This is a genomic window from Thomasclavelia saccharogumia DSM 17460 (genome assembly GCF_000686665.1).
In the GTDB taxonomy this organism is placed as follows: domain Bacteria; phylum Bacillota_I; class Bacilli_A; order Erysipelotrichales; family Coprobacillaceae; genus Thomasclavelia; species Thomasclavelia saccharogumia.
Genome location: NZ_JMLH01000018.1, coordinates 1 through 21305, shown reverse-complemented (window position 1 = coordinate 21305; position 21305 = coordinate 1). Strand labels below are relative to the sequence as shown.

The window sequence follows — 21305 nt, the reverse complement described above, 5'->3', positions numbered from 1 at the left end:
TCATTCCTCCTCATAACATTGAAATGCCAGAGCAGTTATATTATCTGTTTCATTTCTTTTTTTATTAAGTTCAACCAACTTTTGCAATTTATTAGTAATTTCTTCTTTTGATACAAATGATTTAAAAATAAGTTCTTTAAATATTTCATCTTTATTTACCATATGTCTAAAACCATCTGAACAAATTAAATATAAGTCACCATTTCCTACTTCACCATAGTAGAAATCAGGTATTACTGTTTTAGATGCGCCAATACATTGTAATAAAGCATTTTTTCGAGGATCCTTATAAGCTTCTTCTTTACTAAAAGTATTGTGTTTTAAAACATCATTTAACCACGTTTGATCCTCGGTTATTTGAACAATTTCTTGATTGATTTGATATATTCTGGTATCTCCAACATGAAAGATAAGATATCGATTATTGAAAACAACTATTCCTGTAGCTGTAGTTCCTAAATTTATTTTATTGTGACGTCCATAAAATAAAATACTTTGGTTTAATTCTTTTAAAACTCTAGTAAGCGGATCTTGCAGATTATCTAATTTAAAAAACTTATTTTTCAACATTATCGGCAAATCTTCAACAAACCAGTCAGAAAAACGTTTTATTACTGTCCCGCTTGCTAACTCACCATTAGATAAACCACCCATCCCATCGCACACTAAAGCTAGAAAAATTCTTCCTTTAGATGTAATGGCACTACTTATCAATAAACTATCTTCATTTATCTCTTTTTCAATTCCTATATCGCTGCAATAACCATAATTAAATTTCATCTTTCCTCCTCGAGGACTTATAATAATTAAAAACATACTATAAGTCCTTAATTGTATAAAATAAAAAATATTATAAATCAAAATATTTCTTTATATCCTTTGAAAAAATCGTACATATCACATATAAACTTACAATATTAATAATTGGTACAAAATTCCATAAAAAAATATAACGATATTTTTTTAAATTATTTTGATAAAATTCTAAATTATCATCTTCATAAATCGAACATATTAATTTTAAATACAATGTGGTGATAATTTTTATAGTCATGAATGCCATTAATACTATCAATAAAACTAAGATACTAAATATAAGAGATATTGTTTCTATTAAGCTGGCTCGTTGATTAAAAATCACTCCAACAATCACTGCAACAATTATAATCATTGATCCTAAAATTAAAATTAATTTTAAAAATTGCATAAGTACTTCTTTTTTTATCCCAACTGATAAAAAATTAATATATTTTTGATAAATAGAAAAGTCTATCTTAATATCACAAACAATTAAAGTAATTCCATAGGGAATAAAAGCTAATGTTAAAATATTTAGTATAACTACTATTAATTCTCCAAAATAAGGAATTTTACTGGAAATCAAAATAATTAATCCATTTATAATAGTAAATAAAAATAATTTAAAATACTCAAAAAAATTAGAAAAAATATAACCTACACCTTCCATAAATCCTGTTCTTATAAAATTATCATTCATCTAGACATCACCTACATTTCAAATATAAAATCTTCATCAGCAAGTTTTATTCTGCTTCCTGAAAATAATTCAAATTTATATCCTGGTTTAATGATCGTTCCATCAACTATTGTTTTATTTGTTGAATTTAGATCTAAGATATAATATTTACCATCTTCATAATGTATTTCCGCATGTTTTCTACTTACTGCCGTATTATTATTAATTACAAAATCATTAAAGTTTTCATCTGTACCAATATTAAAAATCATTTTTCCAATTTCTACTTTGTGACCATTAGCTACTCTTGTAATCGTTGCATATTTTATATTATTTAATTGATTTACTGAAAGCACGGTTGTTCCTGCTGATAAAACTGTTGTTCCATCATTCTGGCCTAAAATTGTGGTACCATTAAAATTTCCAGATTGAATGTTTTTATCATATGTTAATTCGATATTTCGGTTAATTTCATTATTGACCTTTGCTTCTTTTCGTTTAGTTAAAGTTGGAATGGAGCTTTTTTTCTTAGCTTTTTTAAGTGTTTGTTTTTTAAACAATGAAAAATTATTTTTCTTTTTTACATTTTTATTTTCTTTCTTTTTTTCGGTTCTTTTTAATGTAGGAATACCATCAATTCTTTTGCTTTTTGATTCTTCAATTTCTTCTTCTCTAACTAAAGTAGTGATAGGTTCTTTTTTTGGTATTTCCTGCATTACTGGAATATTTTTTGGTTTTTTTTCAATAATTTTTTGGTTTGGAATATTTCTAGATAATATTATCTGCTCGTTTTTTATACTTAATAATAATGATTTAATATCTATTAATGAACATTTAGATCTGCTATTTATAAAGTTCAGTATTTTAGTTACATAACTTGTATCTTCATTATTTTGATACTTTGCCATGATTAAAATATATTTTATAAACTCACTAAAGTCCGTTGTGTTGGCAATATTTTCTATAGGCAAACAAACTAAATTTACGGTATTTTTTTCTTGGCTTACATATACTTTGTCAATTTGTAAAAGCAGATATTTTTTTTCAATCATATATTCACTAACATTTTCTAAAATTTCAATAATATTAATAAAAATATTAATTAACTGCTCTTTATTAATAGGATCATTTAAAAGATTACTTAAAGATATTAAGCCTGTCGTATCAAAACTATAATACTTTTCACTATCTATTTGTTGAAATGAAATGGGCAATAATCCACGTATTTCATTATTTTTTATCATTCCTTCACAAAATGTATCTATACGATCATCGATATCAAATTTATATTCTAAAAAATTTCGATCCATATTTAACTTATTTTTTAAATCAATCATCTAACTCCCCCTAATCATATTTCATAAAAGCGTATAATTGAACACATTGCCAAATTTCTTCATTTTTTACCGCTAAAATTCCATCACTATTCATTGTCTTAACCTCATTAAACATTGGTACTAAAATAACCTCGTTGTTTTGATCGATTACACCCCAGGCACCATGATCCTTATATCCTGCAACACCATTTGCAAAAGAACACGCATCTTCATACTGATATTTGATCGCCAATTTCCCCTCTGTATTAACATAACCCCATTCATTGCCTTTTTTTACTGCTGCATATTGATTCCCATTAAATGCTTTAACATCATCAAATTCTAATTTTCCAATTCTTTTTCCATCTCCATCAATTAAATAATACTTATCCTTCTCTTTTACAAAGATACTTTCACCATTAGCACAAAAACCATTTTCATCTAATACTATTTCATCAAATTTAAACTTTGTCAGCTGTTTTAGGTTTTTATCAATCAAAGCCCATTTATCACCTTTTTTAGCTGCTGCTATACCATTGCAAAATGCTGTAGTATAATCGTATTCCATCTTATATTCATTAAAATCACGATCTATCCAGCCATATTTTTCATTATAACAAGCTGGAGCATAGCCATTAGCAAAATTACCCAAATAACTATATTCATGATCGCCAACTAATTTCTTATAACCATTTTCATCTATGTAATACCATTGACTGCCATCATAAACGGGTGTTACTTTTTCTTCATTACTAAAACATCCTATCTCTTGATAAATACTTTCGATTACAAGATTACCCGTATTATTCAACAACCCCCAGGTTTCACCTTTTTTTATTGGTAAATAACTATTACGCCATTGCTTGACATCATCCACATATGCTCCAACTACACGATAAAATGATTTATATGATTCTAAAAGTTCATCTATTTCTTTGCGATTTTTTACATTTTTAGCATCTAAAAGTGTTTTATAAGCTTCTTGATAGTTTTCTGTTTTCGCATAATATTTTGCTAATTTCAAATAAGCTGTTTCATTTTCAGCGTCAAGATCGATAGTATTTTTTAATATTGTTTCAAATTGGCTATTATTACCTAATTTAAGATATGAATCAGCGAGTTTAAGTCTTATATCCATATTAGAGGGTTTACTATTAACAGCTTCACTATAATACTCAATAGCATCAATATATATTTCTTTTTTATATGCTTTATCACCAAGAGCAACATTTTCATTATACGCAGCATCAACATTATTAAAATTTTTTACAAAACTGATTATTCCAAGCAAAGATATTCCAATTATTAAAATTGTAATATATCGTATATCCTTATTCACGATTCTTCCTCCTATATTAAACTAATGACAAAATTCGCCAGCATGCCAATATAAATAAATGGTGCCATTGCAATAAAATCTTTAAGTTTAACTTTTCTTAATACCAGCATAACAATTGAATAAATAAAGGAAGCTAGTAATGTATAAAATATTACATTTAATATATTTGTACTTCCAACACATAAACCGATGATGGTAATTAATTTGACATCACCAGCACCAATACCACCACGCGAAATCAGCATTGAAATAAAGAAAATAACAAAAGCAATTCCTCCACCAAACAAAAAGGACAAACTAAATACTTTTGCATTCTCTAATTGTAAAAATATTTGATAGCAATCAAACAACATTACTACCAGTAATAAAATAACACATAGTTTATTAGGTATAATTCGTTTTTTTATATCGATAATTACTGCAAGAAATATAATTGTAATAACAATTACATATTTATATAAACCTGTATAATCTAGATTCAAATCAGCAAACATACAATATCCAAATATACCTAATAATAATATTTGAACAAATACTAAAACATTCTCCTTATTTATTTTAAAACAATCTTTTATTTGAAAATTGAATTCATTCTTTAACTCATCATATTGGAGATAGCTTGAGGAAAAAATATATAAAAATAACATAATTAAAATTATCATTAATAATTCCATCGACTCTATCCTCCCTATTCTTCATAATAACTAACTTTTATGGTTATTCCATCATATTCCTTTGCAACTTCATTCGCATATTTTTGAGCAGTTTCTTTAAGATTACTGTCTTTAGGAATATAGATTTGAATTACTCCATTTTTACCTTTGGCATCTACATTTAAGACACTTCCATTTTCCATATTTACCGTTTCTGTTTTTTGCATATATTCATTTAACGAACTCGCTTCTTTTTTTATCTGTTTTTTAAAATTAGCTTCGTTTAATGATATTCCATTTCCTTCACTATTTAAGACATAAGAGGGATCTTGAGTGTTTATAGAAATAATTTGCGTAAATGTATTCGTATTTTTATCATACAGATCAAAACCATATGTTTTATTAGTGTTTACTGCTAAAGCAGCATTCTCTTTTTTTATATTTTCGACTATTTCTTTACCTCTTTTTAACGGTGGTTTATCCCAAATACTTGATTTGATTTCAGTTAATTTTGTCTCTTTTGACCAGGCAGCAGTACTAGCCGTTTGTTTAAAAACAAACTGGCGATCACCAATTAAAGGAATTTTATAATCAACTGTATAAACTACTGTTAGATTAATGGTTCGACCATCTTCCATAATACTCGAAAGAGAAAAATTTAGGCCACTCATACCATTTGTTACACCCATATCTTCCAAAAATTCATCAGCACTTTTTTCACCCGTTTCTAAATATTTAGGCATCAAAATATTAGCTACAACTGGTGCAATTACTTTAGATCTAACTATATTTTTAACTTCACCTTTAATGATCGAATATATTGCATTTAATACTTCGGTGGGATTTTCAGCTACTGACTTATATCTATTGGCTAATGATTTTCCCGCCTCCAATATATTTTGGACATCGTCTTTAACATCGTTGATAGTATTCAAAAGATCAGCAGTTACCTGATCTTTTGAAAATGATTCACCGCTAGACTCAATATCTTTAGAAGCATTTTTAATCATATTAGTAAATTCTCCGGTTTCTCTGATCAAATCATCAACCGGTTTAGTCGTATCTCCAGTATTATCAGCGCGATAAAAGATATACATATATTGTGAAAGTTCTTTAGCTGTTTGATTCAATGCATATTGAACTTTACTTTCTGCTCTGACTAATGTTGAAAGAGAAGTAATTCCTAGAAAAGCAAACATAAACATTGTTAAAGCGATGGTTGCTTCAATTGTGACTGATCCTAATTCTCTTCTAGTCTTCATTTACTTTCCCCCATTTATCTAATCGTTTTCTTCGATCGTACCTATCATTTCTTCAGCAATCTTTGCTAATTCATCAGGTTCTATTTCATTTGAACCAACAAAGAACTCACATGGTATCTTATTTTCATCATCTAAAAATAAGTGGTACACAGCATATTTACATACTTCACCGCCTGAATCTGTAGCAATTCCTTTATCTAGTAAAGCTTTTCGATTACCTACCGTAGTTTCCACAGGTTGATCATTATAAACTGTTTCAGCTTCACTTGGATAAATTAATCTTAATTTTGAATTACGATCACTTTTAAATTCTTCACGAATATTATTAATCGTAAAATTCGGATTTAATTCTTCATATATTTCAGTAGTAGTTATTAAAGCTCCTAACTCTTTTCCATCTTTAGTAATCATCTTAATAGAATCAGAACGTTGACTATTATTAGTTGACTTATAATTAATAGGAAGTTTTATTTTATAATACATTACATTAAGTTCATATTCTTTTTCATAACCTTCAAAATATTTACTAGTTATTTTATCATCTTGATTATTTTCTACTTCTTCTGTCTCATTATTTTGATTATCTTTATCTTCTTTATCATCACTGTTACATCCGGTTATTGTTAGGATACATCCTAAACAAATCAATAATTTAAATAATTTTCTCATCTTAATATCCTCTTACACTTTCATAATTTAATTTTTTTGATTTTTCACTTATATTTTTAAAATCAAAGTCTTTTTGTCCTTTTTCATTTTCGATAATTGGTATATTTAAAAAAGTAGTTTCTACTTCGACATTACCACCTATAGAAATAATTGTATACATCTTGGCAAGGTCATTACTTGATTTATCGTTTTTATTCAAATTAATGCCAATTAAATTTGCTGTTCGTTGTAACATTGCATCACGTTGAGAATTTTTATCACTGTTATCAAAATTTTGTAATAATACAAATAATTTTAAATACTCTTTATAGTTCATCGTAAAACCAGCCCCAGCTGAACTATTTCCTTTTTTTGATGTATCTGTAGTATTTGATGAAATTGACTGATTAAATTTATCAAATGCTTTATTAATTTCTTCGGTTGCCGCAGATTTAAAATCATCACTATAATTATCAGCTATTTCTTGAATCTGGTTTTTTAATTCTTCACTTACTCCTGATATATTTTCTTTTACTAAATCAGTTATATTTCCACTCATATTTTCTATCATAAGTTTAATTTGATTATTTACATCTTCTAATGCTTTTGATAAATCAATTTTTTCATCAAGATATTCTTTTTTTGTTGTTAATATTTTTTCTGATATTGTTTTTATAGGTATTAAAGAAAATATATTATCTTTTACCCTATCACTTATATTACTGCCAAGATTGCTATTTTTTATCTCACTTAAAATGTTATTTAATTGTGCCTCAATTTCTGCTTCTGTTGATTCTTGATAGTCACAAATAATTTGTTCAGCTTTTGCAAATAGAGCTGAAGAGATAGTACTTTCGATATTTTGAACAATATCTGAGCTTACTTTATCAATATATGTATTTAAACTACTACCAATACTATCAATTCCATTACTAGAAATTCCTAGAACAGTACTTGTAATATCATCGATTCCCCCTTCTGTAGCTTTTATTACTTCTTCTTTTGCATAGTCTATAACCTCTTGTCCAAATTTATCAGGTTTAAACATAAAAGTATCGTTAGTTTTTAAAAACGCCACATCATTACCCGCCATCAGTTCTTTTACGTCGATCGTACTTTCGCCAAGAGCAAATCCACAAACTATAATCGTTCTTACTACCGGAATCATAAATGGCATTGAACCAGAAATTGCAGCAGCTGTATTTCTTGCAAAAGTATTGATATCTGTATCTGTAAAAGCATAAAGTAAATTAAGTACAAAGCGCGTTGTAAACAATTTAGATTTTATCGCATCTATATTTTCCTGAGGCGTATCCATGCCACATAAAATATATTCAACTTCACTTCGATAAAAAGGATTAGCACTTACCTCTTTTCCCGCAAGATTTTTTTCATCTTTATTAATTGTGTAATAACTAAACATTTCTGTTATATATTCTGACATGTATAAAGTATCGCGACTATTTTCACCATTAAAAATATTTTTAAGATTAGTAATTGATTTTAAATATGATCCCATACTATTAAAATAATTCATAAACTTACTTGCAGTTTTATTTTTATCAAAATTACCAGCCTCAAAATTACTAACTTTTTCACTACTAGTAGTACTGCTGCCATAACCATTAGCTGAACTAATTGAACTATTACCATTATTGAGTGGATTATCTTCTTTTGGTGGTTTTGCATTTTTTAAAACATTATCAAGTTTACTCTTTTGGCTTTCTTCACCACCAGTATCTTTACAGATACTTTTTAAATATTTATAAAATTTATCTTTTTCATCAATTACTACTGCTTTACTTCCTGATAAATTAGTTAATTTATATTTAACAAAATTCTTTTTTATATCAGATTCCTTTGTGTCTGGTTCAATTGATAGAGAAGATGATTTTATCGCTTTAGATAAGTTCTTACCATAAAAAGTTCCCCCATCTAAAATCCTTTGTTTAAAACTTTCAACGTATTCTCGATATTTGGTTATCGTATTTTGTAAAGTTTTTAAGTTTTTTTCATCTAAGTTTCTAGCGCTACTCTTATATTCTGCTTCCATTGCTACTTTATATTCACTTTGAGCTAAATTATCGATAGCATTCTTATAGTTATTTTTAGCCTCCTCAGCTTTTTTTAACTTTTTTTCAACTGTCTCTAATTTTTTCTTTACTTCACCTAATTTATAATCGATCATTGTAAGTCGTCCATCGACTTTATTAACATTAGCTGAAATTGTAGAAAATTTTTCATCTATTTTAGAACTATAATCTGTAACTTTATTATTTTGAATTTGATAAATAACAGTATTTTCATCAGCAAAATTTTGCTTAAAGTCATTTACTTTTTCATACTTTTCTCTATCTTCTTCATCTTCTTCGAAGTCTTCATCCTGACTATTTTGCTCTAATTCTTCTTCATAATTTTTACAATATTGTGTGCAATAATAATATAATTTATTATAAGAACTATATTTTTTTTCTAAAGCCTTAACAGCATTGTACATTGTTTCTGGATAAGCATCAGAGTTTTCATTTTTTAATGCCAGAGCATTAGATAAACTGCTTTTAATTGCATTTAATTCACTGCTTTCATTTGAATTACCTAAATATTTTTCTATATAACTATATAAGTGATCTTGAGAATATGATGTTAAATTTGATTTATCACTGCTATTCAATTTATCTTTTGCATATTTAGTAACTTTATTATCACTTTTATTTTGAATATATAAAATTCTACATATATAATCCATTTGCGTACCATTTATATTTTTCAAAATATCTACCATCGTATCTATTGGAGGATCAGTAACTTCTGTATTATATTCGTTTATTTTTTTATATGCTTCTTCACAACTTTTCCCAATTTCATTCAATTTATCTTCATATTCAACTTTTTTATTTATTGCTTCAGCTTGTTTATCAATATCCCCTAGTGTTTTTAGCTTTGTAAGCAATCCTGAAGCTAAACTGACCGGCCCACGATATTTCATATATTCAATAATCTGGTTTTTCATAACATCAGGATTAGTTATTTGTGATTCATTAGCACCTGTGATCTTTAAATCATTAATAGCACTGATTTTAATTAGATTATCAAATTCCTGGGAATCAGAGTTATTCATAAAATTTTTAAAGCCATTTATAATATTTAAAGATACTGAATCACTCCCTTGAATCATTGAAGAACTTTCTAAATTATTATTGAAATACATTTCTGCCTGACTCGTAAAACTGCTTGGATCAGTTTTGGTTGCCAATAAGCCATAATCATCATAAAGTTCATCATGAAATTCTGATAACAAAGCATTTAAAACTAGATCTCCTGAACTTGTGACTATTGTTTTAGCGGCATCTAACCTAGCTGCGTCAAATACATAGCCACCAAACATAAATGATGGCAGCATAATGATAATCAAAAATACGGTTACACCACCTCGACATTTTTTTATTAAAAAATTCACTTTTTTCACCCCTTTACTCAAAATTTAAAAATGAAAATTGTTCTATGATCTTATTGATTACATCTTCTGCGTTATCAGATACTTTGCATTTTTCAGCTAAAAATTTCCCTAAATCAAATACAATATCTGCATTTCTTAGAAATTCTGAGCAATCATTAACATATGCAACAGATGTAAATTGTTTATTTATTTCAGTTGGTAAGCCTAAAAAGTTAAAAAAACCTGGTAACTTAACTTTACTAGTAACAATAACTTCTACTTTATTTGATAACATATTCAACTTGGGTTTTATTTCTATGTTAGTAATGCTTGCCTCAGTATCAAAATATGCCTTTTTTTTCATAATATTTTCTAACTTTATACTAACATTTCCATCCAGCTTTCTTTCCCCAATTCCCCAATAACGATAAGGATCTAAATCTTGAAAAATATCTTTAATTAACGCAGCATCAAAATTATTTATTGATTCAAAATCTATTTTATTAGTTTCAACTTCACCATATTTTAAATAACCAGCTTGAACCATTATTCTGCTAGCAACATCAGCTACTCGATCCGCACGAGATTGCAAAGTAGCTATTTCTAACTGGTAATAGCCCATAATAAATAGAAAACAGACAATGAAAAAAACGATTGGCATTACAATAGAAGCTTCTACAATCGTAGCTGCTCCTTTTTCTTTTTTTAATTGTCCAACTACTTTCATAAAAGCCCTCCTTAATATTATTCATTTGTTTAGTGTGATCCTAAACCACTAGTATCACCAATTTGATTAAATAAATTATTGATCAATTCCATAATTCTATCCTTAAATACCCAGGCAATTGCTACTGCAATAACAATAATTAGAATCACGGCAACAATATCGGCTGCACCTCTTTCATCTTCAAAAAAATTATTTAATTTTTCTTTTAATAAAAATTTCTTCATTTCTAAATATGTAAACATTTTCTTTCTCCTTCTTTAAAACATATTTGTAAATAATGGGACGATAATAACAATTAAAACTCCCATAAAAATTATTCCCGTAGGAATTAATAACTTTGAATCAGCAGCTGCTCCCTTTTGAATAGTTCGCTGTTTCTTTTCATTCCAGCTTTCCTCTGATAACTCTCTTAATGACTTGGCTAATTCACCACTCCCTTTTTCTAAATTTTGTTCAATCACTGAAATAAATTTCTTTATCTCTTTTACATTACATCGATTTGAAAAATTTGCTAAAGCATCATGAGTCGAAAATCCATTATTCATTTCATATTCAGCTTTCTGCATTTCTAAATAAAGTTCTCGATCATTATTAGAAGCTATTTTTGCCCAAGCATCTTTTAAAATGAGTCCTGCATTAATCAATAAAGCCATTTTAGATAATACAGTCGGCAAATCTTTTAATAAATTATCATGACGATTATTTACTGCTTCCAAAACAGAATAATCAATGTAATATCCTAATATTAATCCACATACTAATGCTAAAATTGCAATCTCAATGCTATCAGCTATTATTGAAACCATCATTCCAATTGGAGCGATGGTAAGAAAATATGAAATTTGCCCCGCAACATTAACATATAAAAAATATTCTGCGTCTTGTTCTCCCTTTACTTCAATTAAATTTTTTAATTTTTTCTGAAAATATGTACTATGTAAATCTAATCCAAATCTTTCAATCACACTAAAGCCAATTTGAAATAATCCTGGTAAAAAATACTCCTCACTATCAATATCCGCAATCTGTTCATTATATTTTCCTCTAGAAATAATCATTAAATAAAACCAAAATAGTGTGAATAGTATCCCTATTATCAATATTGCCGTCTTTAATCTTACTGTCATCTTTTACACCTCTATCTTAATAATTTTCAAACCTATTCGGTATGCAAAGATAAAAATTATTAAAGCTACTGCTTTAGTCAAAATTGTTGTGAAATTAAATGCCATAATAGCATCAAATCCCATTGATTGCATCATTGCAATAATAGCAAATGGCATTACGATGATTATGTTCAACTGATTTTTATTTCCAGCAATAATTGTATTAATTTCTAATTCTATATCGATTTTTTGGGTAATGATTTCTTTACAGTCATTGATGATTATTTTCAAATTTCCACCTAATCTAATACAAGTACAGAAAGTATCACAAAAATCTTTTATATCATCTAAATGACTTCTAGCTGCAAAATTTTCTAATAATTTTTCTATAACAATATTATTACGCAAGCCGCCTACAATAATATTGACCTCCTCACTTATGTATGCGCTTTCACCATGCTGATTGATCATATCCTGCAAAGCATTATTAAATGAATCTGTAACATTATCACCTGCAGCCAATGAGTTATTTAATGAATCTAATAAATCTCTAAATTCTAATAATAATTTTTTCTTTCTTTTTTCAATAAGATATTTTTTATAGATTGGTATTCCTTTAAATCCAAAAAATATCGCAACAATAAAACTAATGATCGCTATTGAAAAAAATATTTGGATAGCTAAAAAAGCAAGTAGAAAACCAATAAAAAAGCCAATAAACTTCTCTTTTATACCCATAGCGATATAATCATAATCAATTGCATCTGTATAAATCCCGTTGATCAATTCATATTCTTCTCTTTTAAATATCATTGTTCTTCCCCTAAATTTTTATATTAAATCCCGCTAGTTTTAATTTATGTGTATTTTTAAATTCATTAGTAGTTCTTAATAATCTTCCTGATACTTTTTCCAAAGTTGTTTTATCATCTTCAATAAACTGATAAATTGGATTTAAAACTATCTCTCCCTTTTCGTATCCTAATACTTCACTAATTTCCATCGTTTTTCTTGAATGATCTCGTAATCTTGATAAATGAATAATAATATCTAAAGACGATGCAATCTGTTGTCTTACTGCATCTAACGGCAATCCTTCTGAGCCAGTCAAAACCATCGTTTCCAAACGACTAAGCATATCATGAGTTGAATTTGCATGTCCTGTAGATAAGGATCCATCATGTCCAGTATTCATTGCTTGAAGCATATCTAAAGCTTCTGGTCCTCTTACCTCTCCAACAATGATTCTTTCTGGACGCATCCTTAATGATGACTTTATCAAATCCCTAATACTTACTGCTCCCGCACCTGTTGTATTAGCATTTCTAGTTTCAAGACTGACTAAATTGTCTATCCCGGCAAGCTGTAATTCCGCGGAATCTTCTATAGTTATAATTCTTTCTCCCTTAGGAATATAATTAGATAAAGCATTTAAAAACGTTGTTTTTCCAGAACCAGTACCACCAGAAACAAAAATATTATATTTTGCTTTTACTAAACATTCTAAAATTTTCGCTATTTCTGGTGTTATTGATCCAAATTTTATTAATTGTTCCATTGTCATTGGTGTCTTAGAAAATTTTCTAATTGTAACGATTGGTCCACTTAAAGAAATTGGCGGTAAAACTACATTAACACGAGAACCATCAGGTAATCGTGTATCAACAATTGGATTAGCCTGATTTACTTCTCTACCTGCTAATCCCACAATTTTTTGAATTATATCTTCCAATCGTTCTTCAGATTCAAATTTCTCATTAATTTTTATTAATCTCCCATTTTTTTCAATAAAAATATTTTCATGTCCATTTATCATTACCTCAGTAATACTATCATCACTGATTATTGAATCTAAAATTCCCAATCCTCTAATCGAACTATACACACGATCAATCAAATCAACTTGTTCTTGAATTGAAATATATGTATTACCAGTTATTTCCAATAAAAGTTCACTAATTTTTTCTTGTAATAAATCATCTGAAAAATCTTTAAGCGAGTATTCTTTAAATAATATATCCTTGATTTTAGCTATGATTTCATTTTTATACTCTTCTCGCATACTAACCTTATATATTAGTTAAAAAATTATTTGCAACTATTTCATTAATGATCATTTTATCATCATATGTCTTATATTTATTAATCATAGCTAAAACAGGTATTTTCTTATTTTGAATAATATTATTAGATGACGAACTCATTTTATTATAAATTACACTAATTTTTTGACATACATTCGTTTCTTCTCTTTCATCGATCAAAGATAAAGAATTTATTAATTTTAAGAATTTATGATTGCTTGTTTTACTACCATCGACAACAAATCTCAAATCATTACTTGATTCAAAAATAAACTTTTCTACCAATGAAAAATCTATATTACGATCAATAATTATATAGTCAAATCCTATTTGTTTAAGAGCATCAAATAATTTATGAATATCTTTAACATTATTTATCTCTAGTTTATCTAATAAGATAGCTGGTGAAGAACAATAAAACACTCCTGTTTTATGTTGGATCAATACTTTTTCTAATTTTGATACTAAATCAAGGCTATCCTTCTTAATTAAAAACACTACATTACTAAAACTGCTATTTTCACTACTTTCAAAATAAATATCAGTGGTATCAAAATATTCTAAATTTAAATATAAAACTTTAGCACCAGCAGCAGCTTTAGAAACAGCTTCACTAATAGCTATTGTTGATGTTCCCGTTCCCCCACTATATGATGTATAAGTTATTAATTTAGTTTGTCCCTTAAATGTACTATTTGCAGTCATAGCAATATCAAAATGGCTTTCATATATATTTTTTATTCTTTCATAAAATTCACTGATCTTTTGAAATTTAGTAATTGTTTCAAAATTATCAATTTTATTAATTTCTTTAGTTTCACTAAAATATATTTTAGCAATGTTAACATCATTTATCTCTCGTAAATCAAATATTTGATTATTTACAATTAATATGTGTATACTATTTAAATCTACAGAATTTAATAAGTTTTGTTTAGAAGTAAAAATATATAATTCTAACTTATGCTCATATTTATTTTTTAGAGCAGCTGATATTTTATTCAAGTACCCCTGATCATTATCCAATAACGCAATTTTTATTTTCACATAATCACCCCAATTTATATCTATATCTTACTAGTTAAAGGACTAATTGTCAACTTTTAGGACTTATAGTAATTATTTTATTTTTACTTATTTCCAAACTAATCAAACATAAATTTAATAATTCGCATTTTTATATCATATTTTTAATTTTAATTTATATAAAAGTTATCTTAATAATAAATTCTTTTATATAGAAATAATTATGGCTCTAAAGTACTTATTAGTCCTTTTTAGGACTTATAGTAACTTTATATTTAATAATTTTCTAGGTATTATGTATATAATTTGGAGATGATTAAATGGACTATACTAAACTTGGAAATAATATTAGAAAAGAAAGATTAAAACAAAATCTAACAATTGAAGAACTAGCTTACAAAGCTGATATTACGCCTAATTATTTAGGCAAGATTGAAAGAGCACAAAGTAAGTTAAGTTTAGAAGTACTTATAAAAATTGTAAATGCCTTAGGTATAACTTCTGATGATATCTTATCTCATGAATTTCAAAAAGTATCTAAACATTCTATTGATAAAATAAACAAGAATCTTGCTATCTTAGCACAAAAAAATAGTGAAGATATTGAATTATTAAATGTTATCATTGATTTTATTATTAATAAAAATAGTTAAAATATGACTATTATTTAAAAGAATCATTACAGTGATTCTTTTTTTATTTTCTTGTGAGCATATTATTTGTTTTTATCTTTTTTCTATGTTAGTATGCAATTAGTTAGTTATAGCTAACTAAAATTAATTAAATAACCGTAATAATAATTTAATAACAGGTTAAAAATATTTATGTAGAAAAGGAGAAATTATATGTCATTAATTGGAAAAGAAATTACAGAATTTGAAGCTCAAGCCTTTCATAAAGGTGAATTTAAAACAATTAAAAAAGAAGATTTATTAGGAAAATGGAATGTTCTATTTTTCTATCCTGCAGATTTTACTTTTGTTTGTCCTACTGAACTTGAGGATTTAGCAAACAAATATGAAGAATTTAAAAAAATTAATTGTGAAATTTATTCAGTATCATGTGATACACACTTTGTTCATAAAGCATGGCATGATACTTCAAAAACAATCAAAAAAATTAATTATCCAATGTTAGCTGATCCAACTGCTAAATTAGCTAAAGATCTAGATGTATATATCGAAGCTGATGGTTTAGCAGAACGTGGAAGTTTCATTATCAATCCTGAAGGTAAAATTGTTATGTATGAAGTGATTGCTGGTAATGTAGGTAGAAATGCCGAAGAGTTATTTAGACGCGTTCAAGCTTCTCAATTTGTTTATGAACATGGCGATGAAGTTTGTCCAGCTAAATGGAAACCTGGTGAAGCTACACTTAAACCATCATTAGATTTAGTAGGATTAATTTAATGAATAATTTTTATGATGCTATTATTGTTGGTGGCGGTCCTGCGGGACTGTCAGCAGCAATATATCTAGCTAGAGCAAAATTTTCAGTTTTAGTCATTGAAAAAGAAAAAATTGGTGGACAGATTACAATTACTTCAGAAGTAGTAAATTATCCTGGTGTATTTAAAACCAGTGGTCAAGAATTAACAGATAACATGAAAAAGCAGGCCCAAAGTTTTGGTGCTGAATTTATGATTGCAAATGTCAAACAAGTTAAATTGGAAAATGATATTAAAGAAATTATTTGTGATAAAGGAACTTTTAAAAGTGCTGGTGTCATTCTAGCGACGGGTAGCCATCCTCGTAAATTAGGTTTTACTGGTGAAAAAGAATACCAGGGCCGAGGTGTTGCATACTGCGCAACTTGTGATGGTGAATTTTTCAGCGGAAAAGACATTTTTGTAATCGGTGGCGGTTTTGCTGCCGCTGAAGAAGCTGTCTTTTTAACTAAGTATGGTCGCAAAGTAACAATCATCGTTCGTGAAGATGATTTTACTTGTGCTAAAGGAGTTGCCCAAAAAGCTAAGGATCATCCAAACATTGATATTCACTACAATACAGAAATTGTTGAAGCCAGTGGTGATGTTAGTTTAAAAAAAGCTATTTTTAAAAATAACAAGACTAATGAAACATGGACTTATGAAACTGATGATACTTTTGGAATTTTTGTTTTTGCCGGCTATGAACCAGCAACTGCTTTATTCAAAGATCAGGTTAAATTAAATGAAACAAATAATTTGGTTGTTGATCAAAATCAAAAAACTAATCTTGATGGAGTTTATGGAGCTGGTGATGTATGTGTCAAAGAATTGCGTCAGGTTGTTACTGCTGTAAGCGATGGAGCTACTAGTGCTACAGCTTTAGAAAAATATATTCCTAAAATTATTTCTAAATATGGTTTAAAAACTAAAAAGCCAACAGCTCACGTTGATAAAACATTTGTAGAAAATAGTGATGATTTTATTTCCAAGGAAATAAAACAGCAGTTAACACAAATTTTTAGCAAATTAGAAAGAAATTTAGTAATAAAATGTTCTCTTGATAACTCTACATTTAGTAATGAAATAAAATTATTTATAGAAGAATTCTCATCTTTAAGTGATCGCATATCTTACCAATTATTAGAGGGCGAACCAGCAATGGACTTTTATGATGAAGATGATAATTATCTAAATGTTTCTTTCCATGCAGTTCCTGGCGGTCATGAATTTAATTCATTCATTATTGCAATTTATAACACGGCTGGTCCTAAACAGCCTTTAGATAAAGAACTCATTGATACGATCAATAACATTAATAACAAAATTGATATTAAAGTACTTGTTTCCCTATCTTGTACAATGTGTCCTGATGTAGTTATGGCAACTCAAAGAATTGCCAGTCAAAACAAAAATATTACAGCTTCAATGTATGATTTAGCTCATTATCCAAAATTAAAAGAACAGTATAATGTTATGTCTGTTCCTTGTATGATTATAAATGATAAAGATGTTTATTTTGGTAAAAAAGATATTAATGAAATTATCGATATCATTAAATAGCCAGTCTTATGACTGGCTATTTTACTAAATAATTTCCTAATGGCGTTTTCATATGTTCAACGACATAACCACTGCCACCACGATCTTTTACATCTTCAACCATTGTTGTTATTAAAATAGGATTATCGCTATTAGTTGTAGTAATCGTAAACCATCCTAACTCTGTTCCTGTTGTATCACTTTGCGATGCCTTGATTTCTGCTGTCCCTGTTTTCCCTGCTAATTCAATATTTTCGTGATAAATAGCATGCCCAGTTCCATTAGGATCACTGATGACTCCAATTAAAGCCTCCTTGATCGTATTAGCTGTTTCTTTTGTAAATGCAGATTCAATCCATGGTTTTTCTGGTTTTTCATCCATAATTAGATATGGCTGAGTAATTGTTCCTTCATTAATAAAAGCACTATAAATTGATGCTAATTGAACAGGATTAATTAATAATTCACCTTGTCCATAACCGCTGTCAGCTAACTGCTGATCATTAAACTTACTATCTTCATTTTGATACTGTGATTTATTTAATGCTAATTCAAAAGGAATTTTATCACCTATTTTCAATTTATCATATCCCGCAATTAACTTATCTTTCCCAATTTCAACTGCAGTTCTTGCAAAATAAACATTATCAGAATAAATAATTGCATTCTTTAAATTATTAGGAGTTGGCGCATGTAAAGTAGTTACATAATAATTACCCCAGCTAGAATCTTTTTGCCATTTATCTTTAGCCCCTAAATCTTTATCAGGATCAATTGCTTCAGCATCTAAACCAATAGCTCCAGTAATTGGTTTCATACTTGAACCAGGTACATAAGTTGTTCGAAACCGATTCGTTAGAGGTTTATTTACATCATTATTTAAAGCATCCCATTCATCACTACTAAATCCTAAAATAAAATCATTGCTTGAAAATGATGGGGTTGAAACTAGAGCTAAGATTTCACCAGTTTCAGGATTCATTGCTACTGAAGCACTTTTATCATTTTGATATTCATTATATAGATCCTTTTGTAAATCAACGTCAATTGTTAATTTGATATCTTTTCCATTTTTAACTTCCTTACTTGCAATCGTTTTTATTTCTTTACCATCTTTATCAACAATAACGATCTTTTTACCATCACTGCCTTTTAAATCACTTTCATAAGCAGCTTCAATTCCACTTCGTCCAATTAATGAAGTTTCACTATATCCTTCACCTTCATGCTTCTCTAGATCATCAGCATTAACTTGTTGTAAATAACCAGTCAAATGAGAAGTAATTTCTCCATAAGGATAATAACGTACATAAGCCGTATTAAGTTTTACTCCTTTTATCGTTAATAACTGATTAGCTAAAGCTCTTCCGGCATCATCTTTAGCTATTTCTTTTAATGGTACAAAAGAATCATCCTTGATCCATGAAGCGCTCATAATTTTTTGAATACTATCTACTGACATATTTAAAAGATTCCCTATGGCCTGATAATCACTTTCACCATTTAATTTACCCGGTACTAAACCTACAGAATATGCTTCACCAATAGTTGCTAGTTCTTTATCATTACGATCCAAGATTTTTCCACGACTCGCTTCATCAGTTAAAACTCTAACTTTATTTTCTCCTTCAATTCCATCAAATAACATTTTTTCATTAAAGACAATTTCACCATCTTGCACTGTAGTTTTATTATCATAGCTTACTTTTCCTGCAACAGTATCCATTGATAAAGTATAATCAACTTCCCCATCTTCAACTTCATTAATTTTAACTTTAATATTTTTAGCTTCGATACCGTCATAAATGTTTTCATATCGACTTTCAAATACATCTTGTGAGGTTTGTGCTAAAGAACCTTTTGTTAGCATCGCATACATTTTTTTATAATCTTTTTTGGCTAAATATGCATAATAGTCTTCGACTAACGCGCCTGCATCTTCTTTTTTATTTAGAAAAAAGAATACTAATCCAATAATAATTAAAATACTAATTACTCCGATAAATATAACTTTCTTCTTTCTTTCTGCTAAATTCATTTTTCTCCCTCTTTCTCTATACCTTAAAATTATGCATATATATTCTAGCACATTTTATCCTTAACTATATAGTATAAATATAATTAAATTAGTAAAAAATATTATAGTAATTTAAAAATTTAATTTTCTATGATTTATTGATGATCAAATGTAATTTATTTATATTACATATGTCATAAACCTTTTTTTAAATATTTACAATTATTTAATCAAATGCTATACTAATAAAAAATTTTATTTTGTTGTAATTTGGATTTTGTGCATATAATATATTCGATTATAGAAAGGGGTTAAATGATATGAAGAAAATTGTATTATTATGCGATATGTTTCATGATATAACTATTACCAATGATTTTTTAGTAGACAAAATGAAAGAAACTTCCAAAAAAGATTCTATTGAATGCGAAATTTATGCCTATCCTATCCAAAATATTTATGAAATAGCCAAAGATGCTGATATTATTTTTCTTAGCCCTTTTACATATTTTAAATCCTATATGGTTGAAAAACTAGTTGATTGTCCAGTAGAAAAAATTGGTATGGGGGCATATGCAAATGCTGATGCTAAATACGTACTTGATCGTGCTTTTGCAAGAATGGCTGAACATTGTGTTATTTAAAAAGACCTATTCAAGGTCTTTTTTATTATTTTATGAATTTTTTTAAATTAAAAATATGCTTACAACTTACGCTAAAAGCGTAAAACGTTATTATTGATTGAATCTGGTTGTTATTTCTGAACAATATTTATATCTGCTCGAAAATGTTGATTTTACACTGTTTTTCATTGTCTATCTTCTGATTTACTCCAAATTTAAGCCAATATTTTCAGTTCAGCTACTTCTTCTTTTTTTTCTTCTGAAATAGGCGTGTATAAATGTAAGCGTCAAATACCATACACCTAACAATAAAAAATATCTCAATATATAATAATAGAGTCATCAATAAGTGGAGGTGTTAATATGACAAAAGAACAACGGAAGCAATACTGGAAATCAATCATTGATGAATGTTATTCATCTGGTGAAACAGTAATAAGATGGTGTGCTGAGCATTCCATCAATGAATCATGTTTCTATAAGTGGCGAAAAATCATCTATCCTGACTACTCTAAAACTGTAAAAAATGATAATGACCTTTTCACACCTGTGGCAGTCACTGAAGTAAATAAAAATATTTCTATTACCGTTAATGATGTTGATCTGTGTTTTGACGAAGCTCT

Annotated in this window: 20 protein-coding genes; 5 read left to right on the top strand and 15 right to left on the bottom strand. The window is 27.8% G+C overall.

All coding sequences use genetic code 11. From position 1 onward, the window contains the following. The 14 genes from BR82_RS0105675 to BR82_RS0105610 form a co-directional block, all read right to left on the bottom strand. Nucleotides 1-780, bottom strand: a complete 780-nt coding sequence (locus BR82_RS0105675) for a PP2C family protein-serine/threonine phosphatase (RefSeq protein WP_027089408.1) — start codon at nucleotides 778-780, stop codon at nucleotides 1-3. 70 nt (nucleotides 781-850) lie between these two features. After that, nucleotides 851-1498, bottom strand: a complete 648-nt coding sequence (locus tag BR82_RS0105670) for a hypothetical protein (RefSeq protein WP_027089407.1) — start codon at nucleotides 1496-1498, stop codon at nucleotides 851-853. An 11-nt stretch (nucleotides 1499-1509) separates the two neighbouring features. Continuing rightward, a complete protein-coding gene (locus BR82_RS16300) occupies nucleotides 1510-2814 on the bottom strand; it encodes a DUF6382 domain-containing protein (protein ID WP_027089406.1) in 1305 nt (434 codons plus the stop codon). A 10-nt stretch (nucleotides 2815-2824) separates the two neighbouring features. After that, nucleotides 2825-4132 carry a WG repeat-containing protein gene (locus BR82_RS0105660; RefSeq protein ID WP_027089405.1) on the bottom strand — a complete coding sequence of 436 codons (1308 nt, stop codon included), beginning with the start codon at nucleotides 4130-4132 and terminating at the stop codon, nucleotides 2825-2827. 11 nt (nucleotides 4133-4143) lie between these two features. After that, nucleotides 4144-4806, bottom strand: a complete 663-nt coding sequence (locus BR82_RS0105655; protein WP_027089404.1) for a prepilin peptidase — start codon at nucleotides 4804-4806, stop codon at nucleotides 4144-4146. Between the two features lie 14 nt (nucleotides 4807-4820). Then, nucleotides 4821-6047, bottom strand: coding sequence for a TadE/TadG family type IV pilus assembly protein (locus BR82_RS0105650; protein ID WP_027089403.1), 1227 nt, complete (start codon nucleotides 6045-6047; stop codon nucleotides 4821-4823). A gap of 18 nt (nucleotides 6048-6065) precedes the next feature. Further along, nucleotides 6066-6716: a hypothetical protein gene (locus BR82_RS0105645; RefSeq protein ID WP_027089402.1), complete on the bottom strand. Its 651-nt coding sequence runs from the start codon at nucleotides 6714-6716 to the stop codon at nucleotides 6066-6068. Nucleotide 6717: 1 nt separating this feature from the next. After that, the gene (locus BR82_RS0105640; RefSeq protein WP_027089401.1) at nucleotides 6718-10152 is read right to left on the bottom strand and encodes a DUF5702 domain-containing protein; all 3435 of its coding nucleotides are present in this window, start codon (nucleotides 10150-10152) and stop codon (nucleotides 6718-6720) included. A gap of 13 nt (nucleotides 10153-10165) precedes the next feature. Next, on the bottom strand, nucleotides 10166-10858 hold the full coding sequence (locus BR82_RS0105635; RefSeq protein WP_027089400.1) for a TadE/TadG family type IV pilus assembly protein: 693 nt from the start codon (nucleotides 10856-10858) through the stop codon (nucleotides 10166-10168). Nucleotides 10859-10887: 29 nt separating this feature from the next. After that, nucleotides 10888-11100, bottom strand: coding sequence for a Flp1 family type IVb pilin (locus BR82_RS15215; protein ID WP_034864239.1), 213 nt, complete (start codon nucleotides 11098-11100; stop codon nucleotides 10888-10890). A 15-nt stretch (nucleotides 11101-11115) separates the two neighbouring features. Continuing rightward, nucleotides 11116-11985, bottom strand: a complete 870-nt coding sequence (locus tag BR82_RS0105625) for a type II secretion system F family protein (RefSeq protein ID WP_027089399.1) — start codon at nucleotides 11983-11985, stop codon at nucleotides 11116-11118. A 3-nt stretch (nucleotides 11986-11988) separates the two neighbouring features. Next, nucleotides 11989-12777, bottom strand: coding sequence for a type II secretion system F family protein (locus BR82_RS0105620; RefSeq protein WP_027089398.1), 789 nt, complete (start codon nucleotides 12775-12777; stop codon nucleotides 11989-11991). Nucleotides 12778-12787: 10 nt separating this feature from the next. Continuing rightward, the gene (locus tag BR82_RS0105615; RefSeq protein ID WP_027089397.1) at nucleotides 12788-14026 is read right to left on the bottom strand and encodes a CpaF family protein; all 1239 of its coding nucleotides are present in this window, start codon (nucleotides 14024-14026) and stop codon (nucleotides 12788-12790) included. A 7-nt stretch (nucleotides 14027-14033) separates the two neighbouring features. Then, complete coding sequence (locus tag BR82_RS0105610; RefSeq protein ID WP_027089396.1) at nucleotides 14034-15095, bottom strand: P-loop NTPase family protein; 1062 nt, start codon at nucleotides 15093-15095, stop codon at nucleotides 14034-14036. Nucleotides 15096-15394: 299 nt separating this feature from the next. Here BR82_RS0105610 and BR82_RS16295 point away from each other — a divergent pair, with 299 nt between their 5' ends. The 3 genes from BR82_RS16295 to BR82_RS0105595 all read left to right on the top strand — a co-directional run bounded on the left by BR82_RS16295 (nucleotide 15395) and on the right by BR82_RS0105595 (nucleotide 18063). Beyond that, nucleotides 15395-15727, top strand: coding sequence for a helix-turn-helix domain-containing protein (locus BR82_RS16295; protein WP_051592753.1), 333 nt, complete (start codon nucleotides 15395-15397; stop codon nucleotides 15725-15727). Nucleotides 15728-15919: 192 nt separating this feature from the next. Beyond that, entirely contained in the window at nucleotides 15920-16483 is a 564-nt protein-coding gene (gene ahpC, locus BR82_RS0105600; protein ID WP_027089395.1) for an alkyl hydroperoxide reductase subunit C, read from the top strand. Next, entirely contained in the window at nucleotides 16483-18063 is a 1581-nt protein-coding gene (locus BR82_RS0105595; protein WP_027089394.1) for an FAD-dependent oxidoreductase, read from the top strand. The genes ahpC and BR82_RS0105595 overlap by 1 nt, the downstream gene beginning before the upstream one ends. Before the next feature lie 16 nt (nucleotides 18064-18079). Here the strand turns inward: BR82_RS0105595 and BR82_RS0105590 are convergent, their stop codons facing one another. Then, on the bottom strand, nucleotides 18080-20080 hold the full coding sequence (locus BR82_RS0105590; protein WP_027089393.1) for a penicillin-binding transpeptidase domain-containing protein: 2001 nt from the start codon (nucleotides 20078-20080) through the stop codon (nucleotides 18080-18082). Nucleotides 20081-20379: 299 nt separating this feature from the next. On the opposite strand from BR82_RS0105590, the gene BR82_RS0105585 reads away from it, so the two are divergent. Continuing rightward, nucleotides 20380-20703 carry a PTS sugar transporter subunit IIB gene (locus BR82_RS0105585; protein WP_034864231.1) on the top strand — a complete coding sequence of 108 codons (324 nt, stop codon included), beginning with the start codon at nucleotides 20380-20382 and terminating at the stop codon, nucleotides 20701-20703. Between the two features lie 342 nt (nucleotides 20704-21045). Then, nucleotides 21046-21305 (top strand): IS66 family insertion sequence element accessory protein TnpA (gene tnpA, locus BR82_RS15205; protein WP_034864229.1); only part of this gene is annotated, 260 nt, incomplete at its 3' end.